Raw genomic sequence first — 13762 nt, 5'->3', positions numbered from 1 at the left:
GGGTGTCGCCGGTGACGCTGAGCGTGAGACGGAAGTTCCGGCCCGGTACGCGGCCGTGCATTCGTCGATGACCTTGACACGATTGCGGCAGTAAGCGTCGGCACGATGACCCGCATGGCTATGGCGGCCCTGACACCTGCCATGCCCTCTACTGTGCGCTTCCTCGCGCCGAGTTCACAGGTATGCCCATTCTGCTGACGGACAATGAGGGCGGGTATCCGCCCGGGGTTCTGACCGTCGATATCGACTCGCCCGGCATGCTGGGATTCCACTGATCTGGTCTGCGCGCCTGAGAGGGCGCGAACGAGTCAGGAGAGCCAGTCGGCGTAGCGGGTGGGGGCGAGGTGGGCGTCCGGGTCGGTGAGGACGTCGCCCTTGACGGCGGCGAACATGCCGGCGGTGGGGTCGGTGACGACGGTGCGGTTGTCGCCCTTGTGGGAGAGGGTGATCCGGCCCAGCTCGTCCAGAGGGAAGATCTCGGGGCCGCCGATGTTGCGGATGCCGTTCAGCGGGGCGCCCGCGGCGACCTCCGCCACCGCGTTGGCCACGTCCTTGGCGGCGATCGGCTGGATCGGCGTGGCGGGCAGCCGGACGGTGTCGGCGTCGGCGGTCCAGGACATCGCCGCGTCCATGAACTCCATGAACTGCGTCGCCCGGACGATCGAGTAGGGGATCGGCCCGGCCGCGAGAATCTGCTCCTGGAGCGCCTTGGCCTGGTAGTAGTCCAGCTCCGGCACCTGGTCCGTGCCGACGATCGAGAGGATGACGAAGTGGCCGACGCCGCCCTTGTGGGCCGCGGCCAGGAGGTTGTCCATCGAGGTCTGGAAGAAGGCCGGGGAGGCTTCGTCGAAGGTCGGGGAGTTGGTCAGGTTGACGACGACGTCGGCTCCCGCCACCGCCTCGTCCAGCCCCTGGCCGCTGATGACGTCGACTCCGGTGGACTGCGAGTGCGGTATCGCCTCGTGCCCGGCGGCGTTCAGATTCTTGACGACCTGCGACCCGATCAGCCCGGTACCGCCGATGACTGCGAACCTCATGATGTTCCTTTCGGTGTGATATGTGGGTAATGCGCCATATGAACAACTATGCGGGCGCGACGAGAAACAGCGACTCGATCAGCTGAGGCGGGCGGTGTCAGTGACCATCGAGGAACGTGACCGTCTCGTCGAGCGGCGCCCGGTGCGTACGGGCGTCATCCGCCGTGTCGTCCTCGTACCCGATCGACATGCCGCAGAAGAGGATGAGCTCGTCCGGGGGTGACAGGACCTCCGCGACGCTCCTGTGGAACTTCGCCCATGCCATCTGTGGGCAACTGTGCAGCCCTTCGGCGCGGAGCAGCAGCATGACGGTCTGTAGGAACATGCCGGCGTCGGCCCATTGGGGCGAGCCCATGTCGCGGTCGATGTAGCAGAACAGTGCGGCGGGCGCGCCGAAGCAGTTCCAGTTCGCGGAAGCGGCTCTCTGGCGCGCCTCCAGGTCCTCGCGCGGAATGCCGAGTGCGCCGTAGCGCTGCTCACCGAAGGCGGATCGGCGCTCGCGGTACGGGGACTTCAGTGCGGGCGGGTACTGCTCGTACTCCGGCTCGTCCCAGGGGTCGCCCGTGGCCAGGCGCTCGCAGGCGCGCTTCTTGACCTCGGCCAGCGGTCCGCCGGTCAGTACGTAGGCGTGCCACGGCTGAATGTTCGATCCGGACGGCGACCAGGCCGCGGCGGAGAGCACGCGCTCCAGCGTCTCCCTCGGGACGGGCCGGTCGGCGAATCCACGCACCGCCCGTCGGCTCGTGACTGCCTCGTAGACGTCCATGATCGCCTGCCTCCCAGCTGCTCGACGTGTCCGTCTCCGTTACACTCGCAATTGTATCATTCGATACCGTCGCGACCGTAACTAACATCGAGCGCGAATCCTCAGCCCCGGGTTCCCCGCCTCGGGCGCCACTCTTTGGAGAAAGTCCATGGTCACGCTGTTGCACCTCGACTCGTCCGTGCTCCCCGGCGAGGTGTCCTCGTCCCGTTCGATCACGAACGTCTTCCGCAAGGCGTGGGAGGAGCAGCACCCGCAGGGCACGGTGATCTACCGCGACCTCGCCGCCGACCCTGTGCCGCACATCACCGCCGCCGCCTGGTCCGCTGGTTTCACCGCCCCGTCCGAGCGCACTCCGGAGCAGTCCGCCGCGTTCGCCGCGCGCGAGAAGCTCATCGAGGAACTGGAGCAGGCGGACGCCGTCCTGATCGGCGCTCCCATGCACAACTACTCGATCCCGTCGACCCTCAAGGCGTGGCTGGACAACGTGTTCCTGATGGGCCGCACCGCGGGCGAGGCCCCCTCCGCCCAGGGCACCCCGGTCACCGTCGTCGCCAGCCGCGGCGGCTCCTACGCGCCGGGCACCCCGCGCGAGGGCTTCGAGTTCGTGCTGAACTACCTGGAGGCCGTATTCAAGGGCGCCCTCGGCCTGGACCTCGACTTCATCGTCCCGGAGCTCACCATGGCCCCCCGCAACCCGGCCATGTCGGAACTGGTCCCCCTCTACGAGGCCTCCCGCGAGCGCGCCTTCGAGGAAGCGGCCGGCATGGCCAAGGAACTCGCGGAGCGCTTCGCCGCGAAAACCGCGTGAGACGAAGCGCGCCTGTGCGGCCGGCTGCCCGCCGGCCGCACAGGCGCGCTTATGCGATGCCGCCTGAGGGGTGAGCGAACCGGGTCAGCAGATCCGTCAGCCGCTCGGGCTCACCGGGACCCAGTTCGGCAACCAGGCGCTCACCCAGCGGCTCCGCCGCCACATGAGCCGCTTCGAAAAGTTCGAGTCCCTGAGGCGTGATCTCCACCGCCCGCACCCGCCGGTCTCCCGGAACGGTCTTGCGTGCGACCAGCCCCTTGCGCTCCAGGTCGTCCACGACCCGCATGATTCCCGCTTTGTCCGACCCTGTTGCCGCCGCCAGGTCGCGCTGCACCGTGGCCCCCCGGTTGACCAGCTCGATCAGCACGGCGAAATGCCGCAACTCGATGCCGAGCGGCCGCAGCGCCTCCGTCATCACCGAGGCCGCGTGCCAGTGCGCCCGGCGGAGCAGCAAGCCGAGGGCGAACGGCGATTCGTCCCCGGGGCGGTCGGTCGCGCGCGAGGCGGTGGGTCGGTGAGGAACGTCGGCGGTCATGAGGCCACGGTACAGCTGCCCATTCATTCGATACGGTTTCGTTTGAAACTGCTTGATCGGCAGCCGACGTGCGGTTATGCCTCGGCCTTCTGCATGATCTCCAGCAGGCTGGAGAAGCTGTCTGCCGCGTGGCCCGCCTCCATGCCGCGCCGAAAGAGGCCGGTGACCGCGGCCGGGAGGGCAGTGTCGACGCCGGCGTCGGCGTTCGTGTGCAGGACGTGCTCGACGCTGGCCATGCCCATCGCCAGCCGGTCCACGTCACCGACGTGGTTGCCCGCGTCGATGCGCTCGGCGTAGAAGGCGAAGAAGCCGGGCAGCGAGTTCGCCGTGTCAGTGGCGTGCCGCAGAACGTCGGCCGCCGCCAGGCCGTTCGCCTTGGCGAGGGCGATCGCCTGCCAGTAGCTCAGCATCGAGGTCCAGAACATGACCATGCCGAGTTGGTAGAAGAGCGCGGCGAGCCCCGGGTCCTCGCCCCGGTAGTCGGTCCGGCCGGTCACGACTTCCAGTACATCCCGGTGCTTGTCGAAGGCCTCGCGCGGGCCGCTGTAGAAGGTGAGCGACTCGGACTGCCCGACCCCGGAGGGTGACACGGTGACGCCGCCGGTGAGGTGCGTGGCGCCCCGCTCGGCCGCCCAGCGAGCGGCGGCGCGGGCCCGCTCGGGGGTGTCGGAGCTGAGGTTGACCAGGACGCGGCCGGTCAGCGCGGTCTCGGCGGGGCCGAGTACGTCGTACACGGCCGCATAGTCGGTGAGGCTGAGGATCGCCATCTCGTTGGCAGCGAGCGCCTCCTCGACGCTCGGCGCGAGCGTCGCGCCGCGGGCCACCAGGGCGTCCGCGCGGGACGGGGTGCGATTCCACAGGGTGACCTCGTATCCGCGGTCCAGGAAGGCCGTGGCCATCGCCTGGCCCATGGGGCCGAGCCCGATGACGGTGACCGACTGCTGCGTGGTGTTGCTGCTCATGCCGGGATCTGGACCTCTCGCTAAAACGAACGCTCTATTTAGAGAATGCCGGGAACGTACCACAGCTCTGGAATGAACGCTCTACTCAGTCGCGCCGGTACGGTGATCACATGCAGACCAGCACCCGGGACCGGATCGTCGTCGCGGCGGCACGCCTCCTGCAACGGCAGGGGTACGTCGGCACGGGGATCAAGCAGATCGCCAAGGAGGCGCAGGCCACCCTCGGCTCCGTGTACCACTTTTTCCCCGGCGGCAAGGAGGCCGTCGCCGTGGCGGCGATCAAGTACAGCGACCAGGAGTTCGCGACGCTCCTACGGAAGGCGCTGGACGGCGAAGAGGACCCGGCGGAGGCGGTGGACGCCTGCGCCCGGCGGCTCGCGACGGAGCTGCGCGAGTCGGGCTGGGTCGACGGCTGCCCCGTCACGGCAGCCGCCCTGGAGACGCTCGGCACGGACTCGGAGATCCAGCAGGCGTGCGCGGACGCGCTGCGCGGCTGGGAGGGGTTGGTCCTCGACAAACTGCTGCGTAGCGGCCTCGTGGCCGAAGGGGCGCGGGAGCTGGCGACCACGATCATCAGCGCCTTGGAGGGGGCGGAGGTCACGGCGCAGGTCCTCCGTAGTGAGGAGCCTTTGCTGGCGGCGGGTCGGCAGATGGCCCGCCTGGTGCGCTCGTACGACGTCCGGCCATCCCGCTAGCGAGCCCCCGAAGGTGGTTCTGAGGGCAATGCGTACCGCACGCCGGTGAGCTGCTCCGAGAGCACCCACAGCCGACGGGCCGTAGCGGAGTCCTGGATGGCGCGTTCGCGGCCGCGGAGGACGGGCTCGCCACGGAGCTGGAACGGGCCATCGGGCACGACGTAGCTCCCCCCGGGCAGGCCGGGGACGGTCGAGGCGTACAGGGAGCTCTTGGCGCCGGCCGGTGTGGGGCGGAAGGCGATGCGCAGGAGCAGACGTGTGAGGGTTCCGTATACGCGGCCCCGGGTGCCGTTGGCGCCGCCGGTGAGCACGTTGGAGCGGGTGAGGCCGGGAGCGACGGCCATGCTGCGCAGCCTCAGCCCGGCGGCCTCGGCCCTTCGCTGTAGCTCCATGGCGAAGTAGAGATTGGCCCGCTTGGACTGCACGTAGGCGAACGCCGTTCGGTAGCGGCGCTCGGCGTTGAGGTTGGTCATGTCGAATCGGGCGAACCGCTGGCCCTCGCTGCTGACGGTGACCACACGGGGGTCGGGGGCGGCCAGCAGGTGGGGCATGAGGAGGCCGGTGAGTGCGAATGTGCCGAGGTGGTTGATGCCGAACTGGGACTCGAAGCCGTCGGCGGTCCGGGAGAACGGCACCATGGCGACGCCGGCGTTGTTGACCAGGAGATCGAGCCGGTCGTGGCTCCAGCGCTCGGCGAAGTCGCGGATGGATTTCAGGTCTGCGAGGTCGAGCATGCGCAGTTCGGTGCGGGCACCGGGGACTTCGGTCCGCAGCCGCTCCACCGCGTACCGGCCGCGCTCGTGGCTGCGGCAGGCGAGGACGACATGGGCGCCCCGGCGGGCGAGTTCGCGAGCGGTGACGTACCCGATGCCGCTGTTGGCGCCGGTGACGACGGCCAGTCGCCCCGACTGGTCAGGGATGGAATCCGGTGTCCAGCTCGGACGCGGAACCTCACGGGTCATGGGGGCCTCGATCCATGGGTCGGACGTATTGCAACTCTCAGTTGCGATAGCCTGATCCTGTCGCATGTTTCACCACCAACGCAACTGGGAGTTGCAATGGAGTCTGCTGGGTCGCCCTCAAGGCGCGTCCCCGCTGTCGGGCGAGGCAACAAGATGCGCGTCGCCGTGCTGGAGGCGGCCATCGCCGAGCTCACGGAGACCGGGTACGCGGCCCTGACCGTCGAAGGCGTCGCCCGGCGGGCCGGTGTGCACAAGACGACGATCTACCGGAACTGGAAAGACGCTGACGGCCTTGTCGCCGACGCGCTGGCCGGCCGCTTCTCCGCGGACATCCCGATCCCTGACACCGGGGCGGTGGAGAGTGACCTGCGCGCGCTGGCCCGCTCCCTCGTCGCCACCATGACCACGCGAGCGGGCCGGGCCCTGCTCGTCACCGTCCTCTCGGACGCCGTACGCATCCCCCAACTCGCCGACGTCAAGCGCGCGCTCTTCGACGACCGCTTCCGGCGGGCGGAACCCGTTGTCACCCGAGCCGTTGAGCGGGGCGAACTCCCCGCGGACACCGACCCCGCCGAACTCCTGAAGGCCCTCGCCGCGCCGATCTACTTCCGGCTCGTGTTCACCGGCGAGCCGGTCGACGAGGCGACCGCGGACCAGGCCGTGCGCGTTGCGCTGGCCGCCGCGCACGCCGGCGTGCTGTCGGCGGGCGGGCCGGGGGCCGGGTAGTCGTCACGTGTCGTCACGGGACCGCCGGGCCCCCGATGTACTCGCCGTCCCTGTCATAGGGCCACTCGTTGGCGACGCAGCCCTTGAGCCCGTATATCTGCTGCATCATCACCGGCGCCCGCTCGCCCTTCCCCGGGCAGGTCTCGTGGCCGCGGCCGATGCGGTGGCCGACCTCGTGGTTGATGATCAGGGCCCGGTAGCCGCTGATGGGGCCGGAGAACTCCGGCGAGCCGGTGTTCCAGCGCTTGAGGTTGACCATGATCTGGGTGCCGGCGTCGCAGTTGACCTCGCCGTGGGTGTCCAGGCCCACGGCGCCGCAGATCTTGTCGACCGTGTCCGGGGTGGCGATCTTCACCTCGAAGTCGGAGGGGCCGTCGGACACCAGCTGGAAGGAGTGACGGCCGTCCCCGGTCCAGCCGCGCTTGTCGGCCAGGACCGCCGCGATCTCGGCCGCCGCGCGCTTCGGATCGATGCCGGTGCCGTTCTCCACCTGCACCTTGTACCGCCGCAGATCACTTCCCTCGCCGATCACCGCGCCGGAGGACTTCGCGGTGACGAAGACGCCGGTTGCGGTGGCGGGCGAGTCCGCGCGGGACGAGGGCGAGGGTCTCGACGTGGCCGAGATGGCGTCGGGCGGCGGGGTCGACGGGTCCGCGGCGCGGGCCGTGCCGTTGCCGCCGTCGTCGCGTAAGGCGAACACGACACCGGCGATCAGGGCCGCACCGGCGGCCAGCGCCACCACCACGTTCCGGGGGCGGGTGCTCGGGGCGCGCCGCCGTCGCGAGGACGAGGCGGACGGGCCGGGGGTCTGCTCGGGGGCCTGCGCGGTGAAGGTCATGGGGGCACTTCCAGCGGGTGAGGGCGGGGCGGGCGAATGGGCCGCGGCGTTCGGCCCGCGTGAGCGTGCCCGTGGCCCCCGGAGTGAAAATGCGTCGTGCGTTCCCCCGTTTCGGCTCCCCCTGAGAAAGACGGACGGGGAGGGGCGCTGGTTGGCCTTTGCGCGCCCGCTGTGCGCGGCGTCACACGCCGGGGCGCGCGACCAGGGCGCGCGACCAGGGCGCGCGACCCGAGCGCGGGAGGGGTCGCGGAGGCCCGCGAGGCCTGCACGGGGAAGCGGGGATTCGGCGCGGCGTCGGCCGGGTATCCTTCACGGCCGATTAGCGGCCGCAAGGCCTCGTGTGGCAGACTGTCCGGGTTGCTCGGTTGAGTGCCGATGCTGCGCGCCTCCCGCCGGGAGGACCGGAAGCGAGTCCCACAGTACTCGTCGCCCCTTATCAGGGGCGGACGTACGGGAATCTTCCGGGAAGTGTCAGCGGGGCCCCGGCCAGGCGCCCGGTGGGTGTTCTTCCCCCACAACCCCCTTCCATGAGGGAACTCCCCTGCGGAGATTTGTCCGGAAGGGGCGCGCGACACGCCCGACCGCGTGGGTCGGAGGTGGAGCAGGGAAGGGCGGAGCCGACCGGGTTCCGGAGCGTTACGAGAGACAGGACTACGAAGCAGCCATGGCGGGACAGAAGATCCGCATCCGGCTCAAGGCCTACGACCACGAGGTCATCGACTCCTCGGCGAAGAAGATCGTCGAGACGGTGACCCGCACTGGTGCGTCGGTCGCGGGCCCGGTGCCGCTGCCCACAGAGAAGAACGTGTACTGCGTCATCAAGTCGCCGCACAAGTACAAGGACTCGCGCGAGCACTTCGAGATGCGTACGCACAAGCGCCTCATCGACATCCTCGACCCCACGCCGAAGACCGTCGACTCGCTCATGCGTCTCGACCTGCCGGCCGGCGTCGACATCGAGATCAAGCTCTGAGGTGACGCGCGAGATGGCTAAGCAGATCAAGGGCGTCCTGGGCGAGAAGCTCGGCATGACCCAGGTGTGGGACGAGAACAACCGCATCGTCCCGGTCACCGTCGTCAAGGCCGGTCCCTGTGTCGTGACGCAGGTCCGTACCGCTGACTCGGACGGCTACGACGCCGTCCAGATCGCCTTCGGCGAGATCGACCCGCGCAAGGTGAACAAGCCCCTCAAGGGCCACTTCGCCAAGGCCGAGGTCACCCCGCGCCGCCACCTGGTGGAGCTGCGTACCGCTGACAGCAGCGAGTACACGCTCGGCCAGGAGGTCACCGCCGAGGTGTTCGAGTCCGGTGTGAAGGTCGACGTGACCGGCACCAGCAAGGGCAAGGGCACCGCCGGTGTCATGAAGCGCCACGGCTTCAAGGGCCTCGGCGCCGGCCACGGCACCCAGCGCAAGCACCGCTCGCCGGGCTCCATCGGTGGCTGCGCCACCCCGGGCCGCGTGTTCAAGGGCCTGCGCATGGCCGGCCGCATGGGCAACGAGCGGGTCACCACCCAGAACCTGACCGTCCACGCCGTTGACGCGGAGAAGGGTCTGCTCCTGATCAAGGGAGCGGTTCCTGGTCCGAACGGCGGCCTCGTCCTGGTCCGTACCGCGGCCAAGGGGGCCTGAGGTAACCGATGAGCACCATTGACATCCTTTCGCCGGCAGGCGACAAGGCCGGGACCGTCGAGCTCCCCGCGGAGATCTTCGACGCGCAGGTCAGCGTTCCGCTGATCCACCAGGTCGTCGTCGCGCAGCTGGCCGCTGCCCGTCAGGGCACGCACAAGACCAAGACCCGCGGCGAGGTCCGTGGCGGTGGCAAGAAGCCTTACCGCCAGAAGGGCACCGGCCGCGCCCGTCAGGGCTCGACCCGCGCGCCGCAGTTCGCCGGCGGTGGCGTCGTGCACGGCCCCGTGCCGCGCGACTACAGCCAGCGCACCCCGAAGAAGATGAAGGCCGCCGCGCTGCGCGGTGCCCTCTCGGACCGGGCGCGCCACAGCCGCATCCACGTCGTGACCGGCGTGATCGAGGGCGAGGTCTCCACCAAGGCCGCCAAGACCCTGCTGGGCAAGATCAGCGAGCGCAAGAACCTGCTCCTGGTCGCCGAGCGGAGCGACGAGGCCGCGTGGCTGTCCGCCCGCAACCTGCCCCAGGTGCACATCCTGGAGCCGGGCCAGCTGAACACGTACGACGTGCTCGTCTCCGATGACGTGGTCTTCACCAAGGCCGCCTTCGAGTCCTTCGTGGCTGGTCCCAAGGCCGCTGAGAAGACCGAAGGGAGCGCCGCCTGATGAGTGAGGCGACCGCTGTCACCAGCAAGACCTTCACGGACCACCGCGACGTTCTCGTCAAGCCGGTCGTGTCCGAGAAGAGCTACGCGCTGCTCGACGAGAACAAGTACACGTTCATCGTCGCGCCCGGCGCCAACAAGACCCAGATCAAGCAGGCCGTCGAGGCGGTCTTCTCGGTCAAGGTCACTGGGGTCAACACGATCAACCGGCAGGGTAAGCGCAAGCGCACCAAGACCGGTTTCGGCAAGCGCAAGGACACCAAGCGCGCCATCGTGACCCTCGCCGAGGGCGACCGAATCGACATCTTCGGCGGCCCGGTCTCCTAACGGAGATCGGAGCGTCCAGAAGTCCGGAATCTTCCGAGGACTGAGAAATGGGTATCCGCAAGTACAAGCCGACGACCCCGGGCCGTCGTGGCTCCAGCGTCGCCGACTTCGTCGAGATCACGCGGTCCACGCCGGAGAAGTCGCTGGTCCGCCCGCTGCACAGCAAGGGTGGTCGTAACAACGCCGGCCGCATCACGGTCCGCCACCAGGGTGGCGGTCACAAGCGTGCGTACCGCGTGATCGACTTCCGCCGTCATGACAAGGACGGCGTCCCGGCGAAGGTCGCACACATCGAGTACGACCCCAACCGCACCGCGCGCATCGCGCTGCTGCACTACGCCGACGGCGAGAAGCGCTACATCATCGCGCCGCGCGGCCTGTCGCAGGGCGACCGCATCGAGAACGGCCCCGGGGCCGACATCAAGCCGGGCAACAACCTGGCGCTGCGCAACATCCCGGTCGGTACCACGATCCACGCCATCGAGCTGCGGCCCGGCGGCGGCGCGAAGTTCGCCCGCTCCGCGGGTGCCTCCGTGCAGCTGCTGGCCAAGGAGGGCTCCTTCGCGCACCTGCGCATGCCCTCCGGTGAGGTCCGCCTGGTCGACATCCGCTGCCGCGCCACCGTCGGCGAGGTCGGCAACGCCGAGCAGTCGAACATCAACTGGGGCAAGGCCGGCCGTATGCGCTGGAAGGGCGTCCGCCCGACCGTGCGTGGTGTCGTGATGAACCCGGTTGACCACCCGCACGGTGGTGGTGAGGGCAAGACCTCCGGTGGCCGTCACCCGGTGTCGCCGTGGGGCCAGAAGGAGGGTCGTACTCGCTCGCCGAAGAAGGCCAGCAACAAGTACATCGTCCGCCGCCGCAAGACGAACAAGAAGCGCTAGGAGCGGGTTTAGATGCCGCGCAGTCTCAAGAAGGGGCCCTTCGTCGACGACCACCTCATCAAGAAGGTGGATGTCCAGAACGAAGCCGGCACCAAGAACGTCATCAAGACCTGGTCCCGCCGCTCGATGATCGTCCCGGCCATGCTCGGCCACACGATCGCGGTGCACGACGGCCGCAAGCACGTCCCGGTGTTCGTCACCGAGTCGATGGTCGGCCACAAGCTCGGCGAGTTCGCGCCGACCCGCACCTTCCGCGGCCATGAGAAGGACGACCGCAAGTCGCGTCGTCGCTGATCTGCGGAACAAGCGAATGACTCAGACAGACACCGAAGGGACAACCATGGAAGCCAGGGCCCAGGCGCGGTACATCCGCGTCACGCCCATGAAGGCCCGCCGCGTGGTGGACCTCATCCGTGGCATGAGTGCCACGGAGGCTCAGGCGGTCCTGCGATTCGCTCCGCAGGCCGCGAGCGTGCCGGTGGGCAAGGTGCTGGACAGCGCCATCGCCAACGCCGCGCACAACTACGACCACACCGACGCCGACAGCCTTGTCATCTCCGAGGCCTACGTCGACGAGGGCCCGACCCTGAAGCGGTTCCGTCCGCGCGCCCAGGGCCGCGCCTACCGGATCCGCAAGCGGACCAGCCACATCACCGTGGTCGTCAGCAGCAAGGAAGGAACCCGGTAATGGGCCAGAAGGTTAACCCGCATGGGTTCCGGCTCGGCATCACCACGGACTTCAAGTCCCGCTGGTACGCCGACAAGCTGTACAAGGACTACGTCAAGGAAGACGTCGCCATCCGCCGGATGATGACGAAGGGCATGGAGCGCGCGGGTATCTCCAAGGTGGAGATCGAGCGCACCCGTGACCGCGTCCGCGTCGACATCCACACCGCCCGGCCGGGCATCGTCATCGGCCGCCGCGGCGCGGAGGCCGACCGTATCCGCGGCGAGCTGGAGAAGCTCACCGGCAAGCAGGTGCAGCTGAACATCCTCGAGGTCAAGAACCCCGAGGTGGACGCTCAGCTGGTGGCCCAGGCCGTCGCCGAGCAGCTGTCCTCCCGCGTCTCCTTCCGTCGTGCGATGCGCAAGTCGATGCAGAGCACGATGAAGGCCGGCGCCAAGGGCATCAAGATCCAGTGTGGCGGCCGTCTCGGCGGCGCCGAGATGTCCCGCTCGGAGTTCTACCGCGAGGGCCGCGTGCCCCTGCACACGCTCCGCGCGAACGTCGACTACGGCTTCTTCGAGGCCCGTACGACCTTCGGCCGCATCGGCGTCAAGGTCTGGATCTACAAGGGCGACGTCAAGAACATCGCCGAGGTCCGCGCCGAGAACGCCGCCGCCCGCGCCGGCAACCGCCCGTCGCGCGGTGGCGGCAGCGACCGCCCGCAGCGTGGCCGTGGCGGCGAGCGCGGTGGCCGCGGCCGTAAGCCGCAGCAGCAGTCTGCCGCAGCCGAGGCCCCCAAGGCCGAGGCCGCGACCGCTGCTCCGGCTGCTGAGAGCACCGGAACGGAGGCCTGACCGACATGCTGATCCCTCGCAGGGTCAAGCACCGCAAGCAGCACCACCCGAAGCGGTCGGGTATGGCCAAGGGCGGCACCGAGCTGGCGTTCGGCGAGTACGGCATCCAGGCCGTCACCGCCGCGTACGTCACCAACCGCCAGATCGAGGCCGCGCGTATCGCGATGACCCGCCACATCAAGCGTGGCGGCAAGGTCTGGATCAACATCTACCCGGACCGTCCGCTGACGAAGAAGCCGGCCGAGACCCGCATGGGTTCCGGTAAGGGTTCGCCGGAGTGGTGGATCGCGAACGTCAAGCCCGGTCGGGTGATGTTCGAGCTGTCCTACCCGAACGAGAAGACTGCGCGTGAGGCGCTCACCCGCGCTGCTCACAAGCTCCCGATGAAGTGCCGGATCGTGCGGCGCGAGGCAGGTGAGTCGTGATGGCGGCCGGTACCAAGGCGTCCGAGCTGCGTGAGCTGAACAACGAGGACCTCGTTGGCAAGCTCCGTGAGGCCAAGGAAGAGCTGTTCAACCTCCGCTTCCAGGCGGCGACCGGACAGCTCGAGAACCACGGCCGGCTGAAGGCCGTCCGCAAGGACATCGCCCGGATCTACACCCTGATGCGGGAGCGCGAGCTCGGCATCGAGACGGTGGAGAGCGCCTGATGAGCGAGACGAATGTGACTGTAGAAGACAACGAGAAGCGCGGCTTCCGCAAGACCCGTGAGGGTCTGGTCGTCAGCGACAAGATGGACAAGACCGTCGTCGTCGCCGTCGAGGACCGCGTCAAGCACGCCCTGTACGGCAAGGTCATCCGCCGTACGAACAAGCTCAAGGCGCACGACGAGCAGAACGCCGCGGGTGTCGGCGACCGCGTCCTCCTCATGGAGACCCGGCCGCTGTCCGCGACCAAGCGCTGGCGCGTCGTCGAGATCCTCGAGAAGGCCAAGTAATCCCCTGAGGGCAGCAGCCCTCAGGCCAGTTCCGCCAGGCTCGGCAGGGGTCCGTACCACACGGCCCCTGCCGGGAACCGGCAGACGATCAGGAGATAGACGTGATCCAGCAGGAGTCGCGACTGCGTGTCGCCGACAACACAGGGGCGAAGGAGATCCTTTGCATCCGTGTTCTCGGTGGTTCCGGTCGCCGCTACGCGGGCATCGGTGACGTCATCGTCGCCACCGTCAAGGACGCGATCCCCGGTGGCAACGTGAAGAAGGGCGAGGTCGTCAAGGCGGTCATCGTGCGCACCGTCAAGGAGCGCCGCCGCCCGGACGGCTCGTACATCCGCTTCGACGAAAACGCGGCCGTCATCCTCAAGAACGATGGCGACCCCCGCGGCACCCGCATTTTCGGCCCGGTGGGCCGTGAGCTGCGCGAGAAGAAGTTCATGAAGATCGTCTCGCTCGCGCCGGAGGTGCTGTAACCG

21 protein-coding genes are annotated in these 13762 nt (G+C 68.8%); 15 read left to right on the top strand and 6 right to left on the bottom strand.

All coding sequences use genetic code 11. The features are described from left to right. Positions 1-308: 308 nt before the first annotated feature. Positions 309-1037 carry an SDR family oxidoreductase gene (locus ACZ4WQ_RS41295; protein ID WP_468022806.1) on the bottom strand — a complete coding sequence of 243 codons (729 nt, stop codon included), beginning with the start codon at positions 1035-1037 and terminating at the stop codon, positions 309-311. Positions 1038-1134: 97 nt separating this feature from the next. Continuing rightward, the gene (locus ACZ4WQ_RS41290; protein ID WP_311726647.1) at positions 1135-1803 is read right to left on the bottom strand and encodes a nitroreductase; all 669 of its coding nucleotides are present in this window, start codon (positions 1801-1803) and stop codon (positions 1135-1137) included. Positions 1804-1951: 148 nt separating this feature from the next. On the opposite strand from ACZ4WQ_RS41290, the gene ACZ4WQ_RS41285 reads away from it, so the two are divergent. Continuing rightward, on the top strand, positions 1952-2611 hold the full coding sequence (locus ACZ4WQ_RS41285; protein WP_398377145.1) for an FMN-dependent NADH-azoreductase: 660 nt from the start codon (positions 1952-1954) through the stop codon (positions 2609-2611). 49 nt (positions 2612-2660) lie between these two features. Here the strand turns inward: ACZ4WQ_RS41285 and ACZ4WQ_RS41280 are convergent, their stop codons facing one another. Together ACZ4WQ_RS41280 and ACZ4WQ_RS41275 are read right to left on the bottom strand one after the other, a co-directional pair. After that, complete coding sequence (locus tag ACZ4WQ_RS41280) at positions 2661-3146, bottom strand: MarR family winged helix-turn-helix transcriptional regulator (protein ID WP_398377146.1); 486 nt, start codon at positions 3144-3146, stop codon at positions 2661-2663. 74 nt (positions 3147-3220) lie between these two features. Next, complete coding sequence (locus ACZ4WQ_RS41275) at positions 3221-4108, bottom strand: NAD(P)-dependent oxidoreductase (protein WP_398377147.1); 888 nt, start codon at positions 4106-4108, stop codon at positions 3221-3223. A gap of 110 nt (positions 4109-4218) precedes the next feature. On the opposite strand from ACZ4WQ_RS41275, the gene ACZ4WQ_RS41270 reads away from it, so the two are divergent. Beyond that, positions 4219-4803, top strand: a complete 585-nt coding sequence (locus ACZ4WQ_RS41270) for a TetR/AcrR family transcriptional regulator (RefSeq protein ID WP_311726651.1) — start codon at positions 4219-4221, stop codon at positions 4801-4803. Here ACZ4WQ_RS41270 and ACZ4WQ_RS41265 read toward each other — a convergent pair. Further along, positions 4800-5765, bottom strand: a complete 966-nt coding sequence (locus ACZ4WQ_RS41265) for an oxidoreductase (protein WP_311726652.1) — start codon at positions 5763-5765, stop codon at positions 4800-4802. The genes ACZ4WQ_RS41270 and ACZ4WQ_RS41265 overlap by 4 nt on opposite strands. Before the next feature lie 153 nt (positions 5766-5918). On the opposite strand from ACZ4WQ_RS41265, the gene ACZ4WQ_RS41260 reads away from it, so the two are divergent. Then, positions 5919-6491, top strand: a complete 573-nt coding sequence (locus ACZ4WQ_RS41260; RefSeq protein ID WP_311726653.1) for a TetR/AcrR family transcriptional regulator — start codon at positions 5919-5921, stop codon at positions 6489-6491. Between the two features lie 13 nt (positions 6492-6504). Here the strand turns inward: ACZ4WQ_RS41260 and ACZ4WQ_RS41255 are convergent, their stop codons facing one another. Then, positions 6505-7329, bottom strand: coding sequence for a DUF3152 domain-containing protein (locus ACZ4WQ_RS41255; RefSeq protein ID WP_311726654.1), 825 nt, complete (start codon positions 7327-7329; stop codon positions 6505-6507). A 664-nt stretch (positions 7330-7993) separates the two neighbouring features. Here ACZ4WQ_RS41255 and rpsJ point away from each other — a divergent pair. The 12 genes from rpsJ (at position 7994) to rplN (ending at position 13759) form a co-directional block, all read left to right on the top strand. Next, complete coding sequence (gene rpsJ, locus ACZ4WQ_RS41250; RefSeq protein ID WP_003948644.1) at positions 7994-8302, top strand: 30S ribosomal protein S10; 309 nt, start codon at positions 7994-7996, stop codon at positions 8300-8302. Between the two features lie 13 nt (positions 8303-8315). Next, a complete protein-coding gene (rplC, locus tag ACZ4WQ_RS41245) occupies positions 8316-8960 on the top strand; it encodes a 50S ribosomal protein L3 (protein WP_311726655.1) in 645 nt (214 codons plus the stop codon). An 8-nt stretch (positions 8961-8968) separates the two neighbouring features. After that, positions 8969-9622 carry a 50S ribosomal protein L4 gene (gene rplD, locus ACZ4WQ_RS41240; protein WP_311726656.1) on the top strand — a complete coding sequence of 218 codons (654 nt, stop codon included), beginning with the start codon at positions 8969-8971 and terminating at the stop codon, positions 9620-9622. Continuing rightward, positions 9622-9948, top strand: a complete 327-nt coding sequence (gene rplW, locus ACZ4WQ_RS41235; protein WP_311726657.1) for a 50S ribosomal protein L23 — start codon at positions 9622-9624, stop codon at positions 9946-9948. The genes rplD and rplW overlap by 1 nt, the downstream gene beginning before the upstream one ends. A gap of 47 nt (positions 9949-9995) precedes the next feature. Further along, the gene (gene rplB, locus ACZ4WQ_RS41230; RefSeq protein ID WP_089509694.1) at positions 9996-10832 is read left to right on the top strand and encodes a 50S ribosomal protein L2; all 837 of its coding nucleotides are present in this window, start codon (positions 9996-9998) and stop codon (positions 10830-10832) included. 12 nt (positions 10833-10844) lie between these two features. Then, positions 10845-11126 carry a 30S ribosomal protein S19 gene (gene rpsS / locus ACZ4WQ_RS41225; RefSeq protein WP_014178772.1) on the top strand — a complete coding sequence of 94 codons (282 nt, stop codon included), beginning with the start codon at positions 10845-10847 and terminating at the stop codon, positions 11124-11126. Between the two features lie 46 nt (positions 11127-11172). Further along, positions 11173-11520, top strand: coding sequence for a 50S ribosomal protein L22 (gene rplV / locus ACZ4WQ_RS41220; protein WP_014054168.1), 348 nt, complete (start codon positions 11173-11175; stop codon positions 11518-11520). Continuing rightward, complete coding sequence (gene rpsC, locus ACZ4WQ_RS41215) at positions 11520-12353, top strand: 30S ribosomal protein S3 (protein ID WP_311726658.1); 834 nt, start codon at positions 11520-11522, stop codon at positions 12351-12353. Before rplV ends, rpsC begins: the two co-directional genes overlap by 1 nt. A gap of 5 nt (positions 12354-12358) precedes the next feature. Next, a complete protein-coding gene (gene rplP, locus ACZ4WQ_RS41210; protein WP_311726659.1) occupies positions 12359-12778 on the top strand; it encodes a 50S ribosomal protein L16 in 420 nt (139 codons plus the stop codon). Beyond that, on the top strand, positions 12778-13002 hold the full coding sequence (gene rpmC / locus ACZ4WQ_RS41205) for a 50S ribosomal protein L29 (protein ID WP_009715874.1): 225 nt from the start codon (positions 12778-12780) through the stop codon (positions 13000-13002). Before rplP ends, rpmC begins: the two co-directional genes overlap by 1 nt. After that, complete coding sequence (gene rpsQ, locus ACZ4WQ_RS41200) at positions 13002-13289, top strand: 30S ribosomal protein S17 (RefSeq protein WP_311726660.1); 288 nt, start codon at positions 13002-13004, stop codon at positions 13287-13289. Before rpmC ends, rpsQ begins: the two co-directional genes overlap by 1 nt. 101 nt (positions 13290-13390) lie before the next feature. Continuing rightward, positions 13391-13759 carry a 50S ribosomal protein L14 gene (gene rplN / locus ACZ4WQ_RS41195; protein WP_014178776.1) on the top strand — a complete coding sequence of 123 codons (369 nt, stop codon included), beginning with the start codon at positions 13391-13393 and terminating at the stop codon, positions 13757-13759. Positions 13760-13762 lie beyond the last annotated feature (3 nt).

This window comes from Streptomyces sp. NPDC028305, from assembly GCF_055569495.1.
This window is presented reverse-complemented; position numbering and strand designations above follow the sequence as displayed.

Coding starts and splice junctions, on each gene's coding strand:
- ACZ4WQ_RS41260 (WP_311726653.1), top strand. CDS start 5,919: ATGCGCGTCGCCGTGCTGGAGGCGGCCATCGCCGAGCTCACGGAGACC.
- rpsJ (WP_003948644.1), top strand. CDS start 7,994: ATGGCGGGACAGAAGATCCGCATCCGGCTCAAGGCCTACGACCACGAG.
- ACZ4WQ_RS41295 (WP_468022806.1), bottom strand. CDS start 1,037: ATGAGGTTCGCAGTCATCGGCGGTACCGGGCTGATCGGGTCGCAGGTC.
- rplD (WP_311726656.1), top strand. CDS start 8,969: ATGAGCACCATTGACATCCTTTCGCCGGCAGGCGACAAGGCCGGGACC.
- rplV (WP_014054168.1), top strand. CDS start 11,173: ATGGAAGCCAGGGCCCAGGCGCGGTACATCCGCGTCACGCCCATGAAG.
- rpsQ (WP_311726660.1), top strand. CDS start 13,002: ATGAGCGAGACGAATGTGACTGTAGAAGACAACGAGAAGCGCGGCTTC.
- ACZ4WQ_RS41255 (WP_311726654.1), bottom strand. CDS start 7,329: ATGACCTTCACCGCGCAGGCCCCCGAGCAGACCCCCGGCCCGTCCGCC.
- rpsS (WP_014178772.1), top strand. CDS start 10,845: ATGCCGCGCAGTCTCAAGAAGGGGCCCTTCGTCGACGACCACCTCATC.
- rplP (WP_311726659.1), top strand. CDS start 12,359: ATGCTGATCCCTCGCAGGGTCAAGCACCGCAAGCAGCACCACCCGAAG.
- rplC (WP_311726655.1), top strand. CDS start 8,316: ATGGCTAAGCAGATCAAGGGCGTCCTGGGCGAGAAGCTCGGCATGACC.
- ACZ4WQ_RS41270 (WP_311726651.1), top strand. CDS start 4,219: ATGCAGACCAGCACCCGGGACCGGATCGTCGTCGCGGCGGCACGCCTC.
- rplW (WP_311726657.1), top strand. CDS start 9,622: ATGAGTGAGGCGACCGCTGTCACCAGCAAGACCTTCACGGACCACCGC.
- ACZ4WQ_RS41265 (WP_311726652.1), bottom strand. CDS start 5,765: ATGACCCGTGAGGTTCCGCGTCCGAGCTGGACACCGGATTCCATCCCT.
- ACZ4WQ_RS41285 (WP_398377145.1), top strand. CDS start 1,952: ATGGTCACGCTGTTGCACCTCGACTCGTCCGTGCTCCCCGGCGAGGTG.
- rplB (WP_089509694.1), top strand. CDS start 9,996: ATGGGTATCCGCAAGTACAAGCCGACGACCCCGGGCCGTCGTGGCTCC.
- rpmC (WP_009715874.1), top strand. CDS start 12,778: ATGGCGGCCGGTACCAAGGCGTCCGAGCTGCGTGAGCTGAACAACGAG.
- ACZ4WQ_RS41280 (WP_398377146.1), bottom strand. CDS start 3,146: ATGACCGCCGACGTTCCTCACCGACCCACCGCCTCGCGCGCGACCGAC.
- ACZ4WQ_RS41275 (WP_398377147.1), bottom strand. CDS start 4,108: ATGAGCAGCAACACCACGCAGCAGTCGGTCACCGTCATCGGGCTCGGC.
- rpsC (WP_311726658.1), top strand. CDS start 11,520: ATGGGCCAGAAGGTTAACCCGCATGGGTTCCGGCTCGGCATCACCACG.
- ACZ4WQ_RS41290 (WP_311726647.1), bottom strand. CDS start 1,803: ATGGACGTCTACGAGGCAGTCACGAGCCGACGGGCGGTGCGTGGATTC.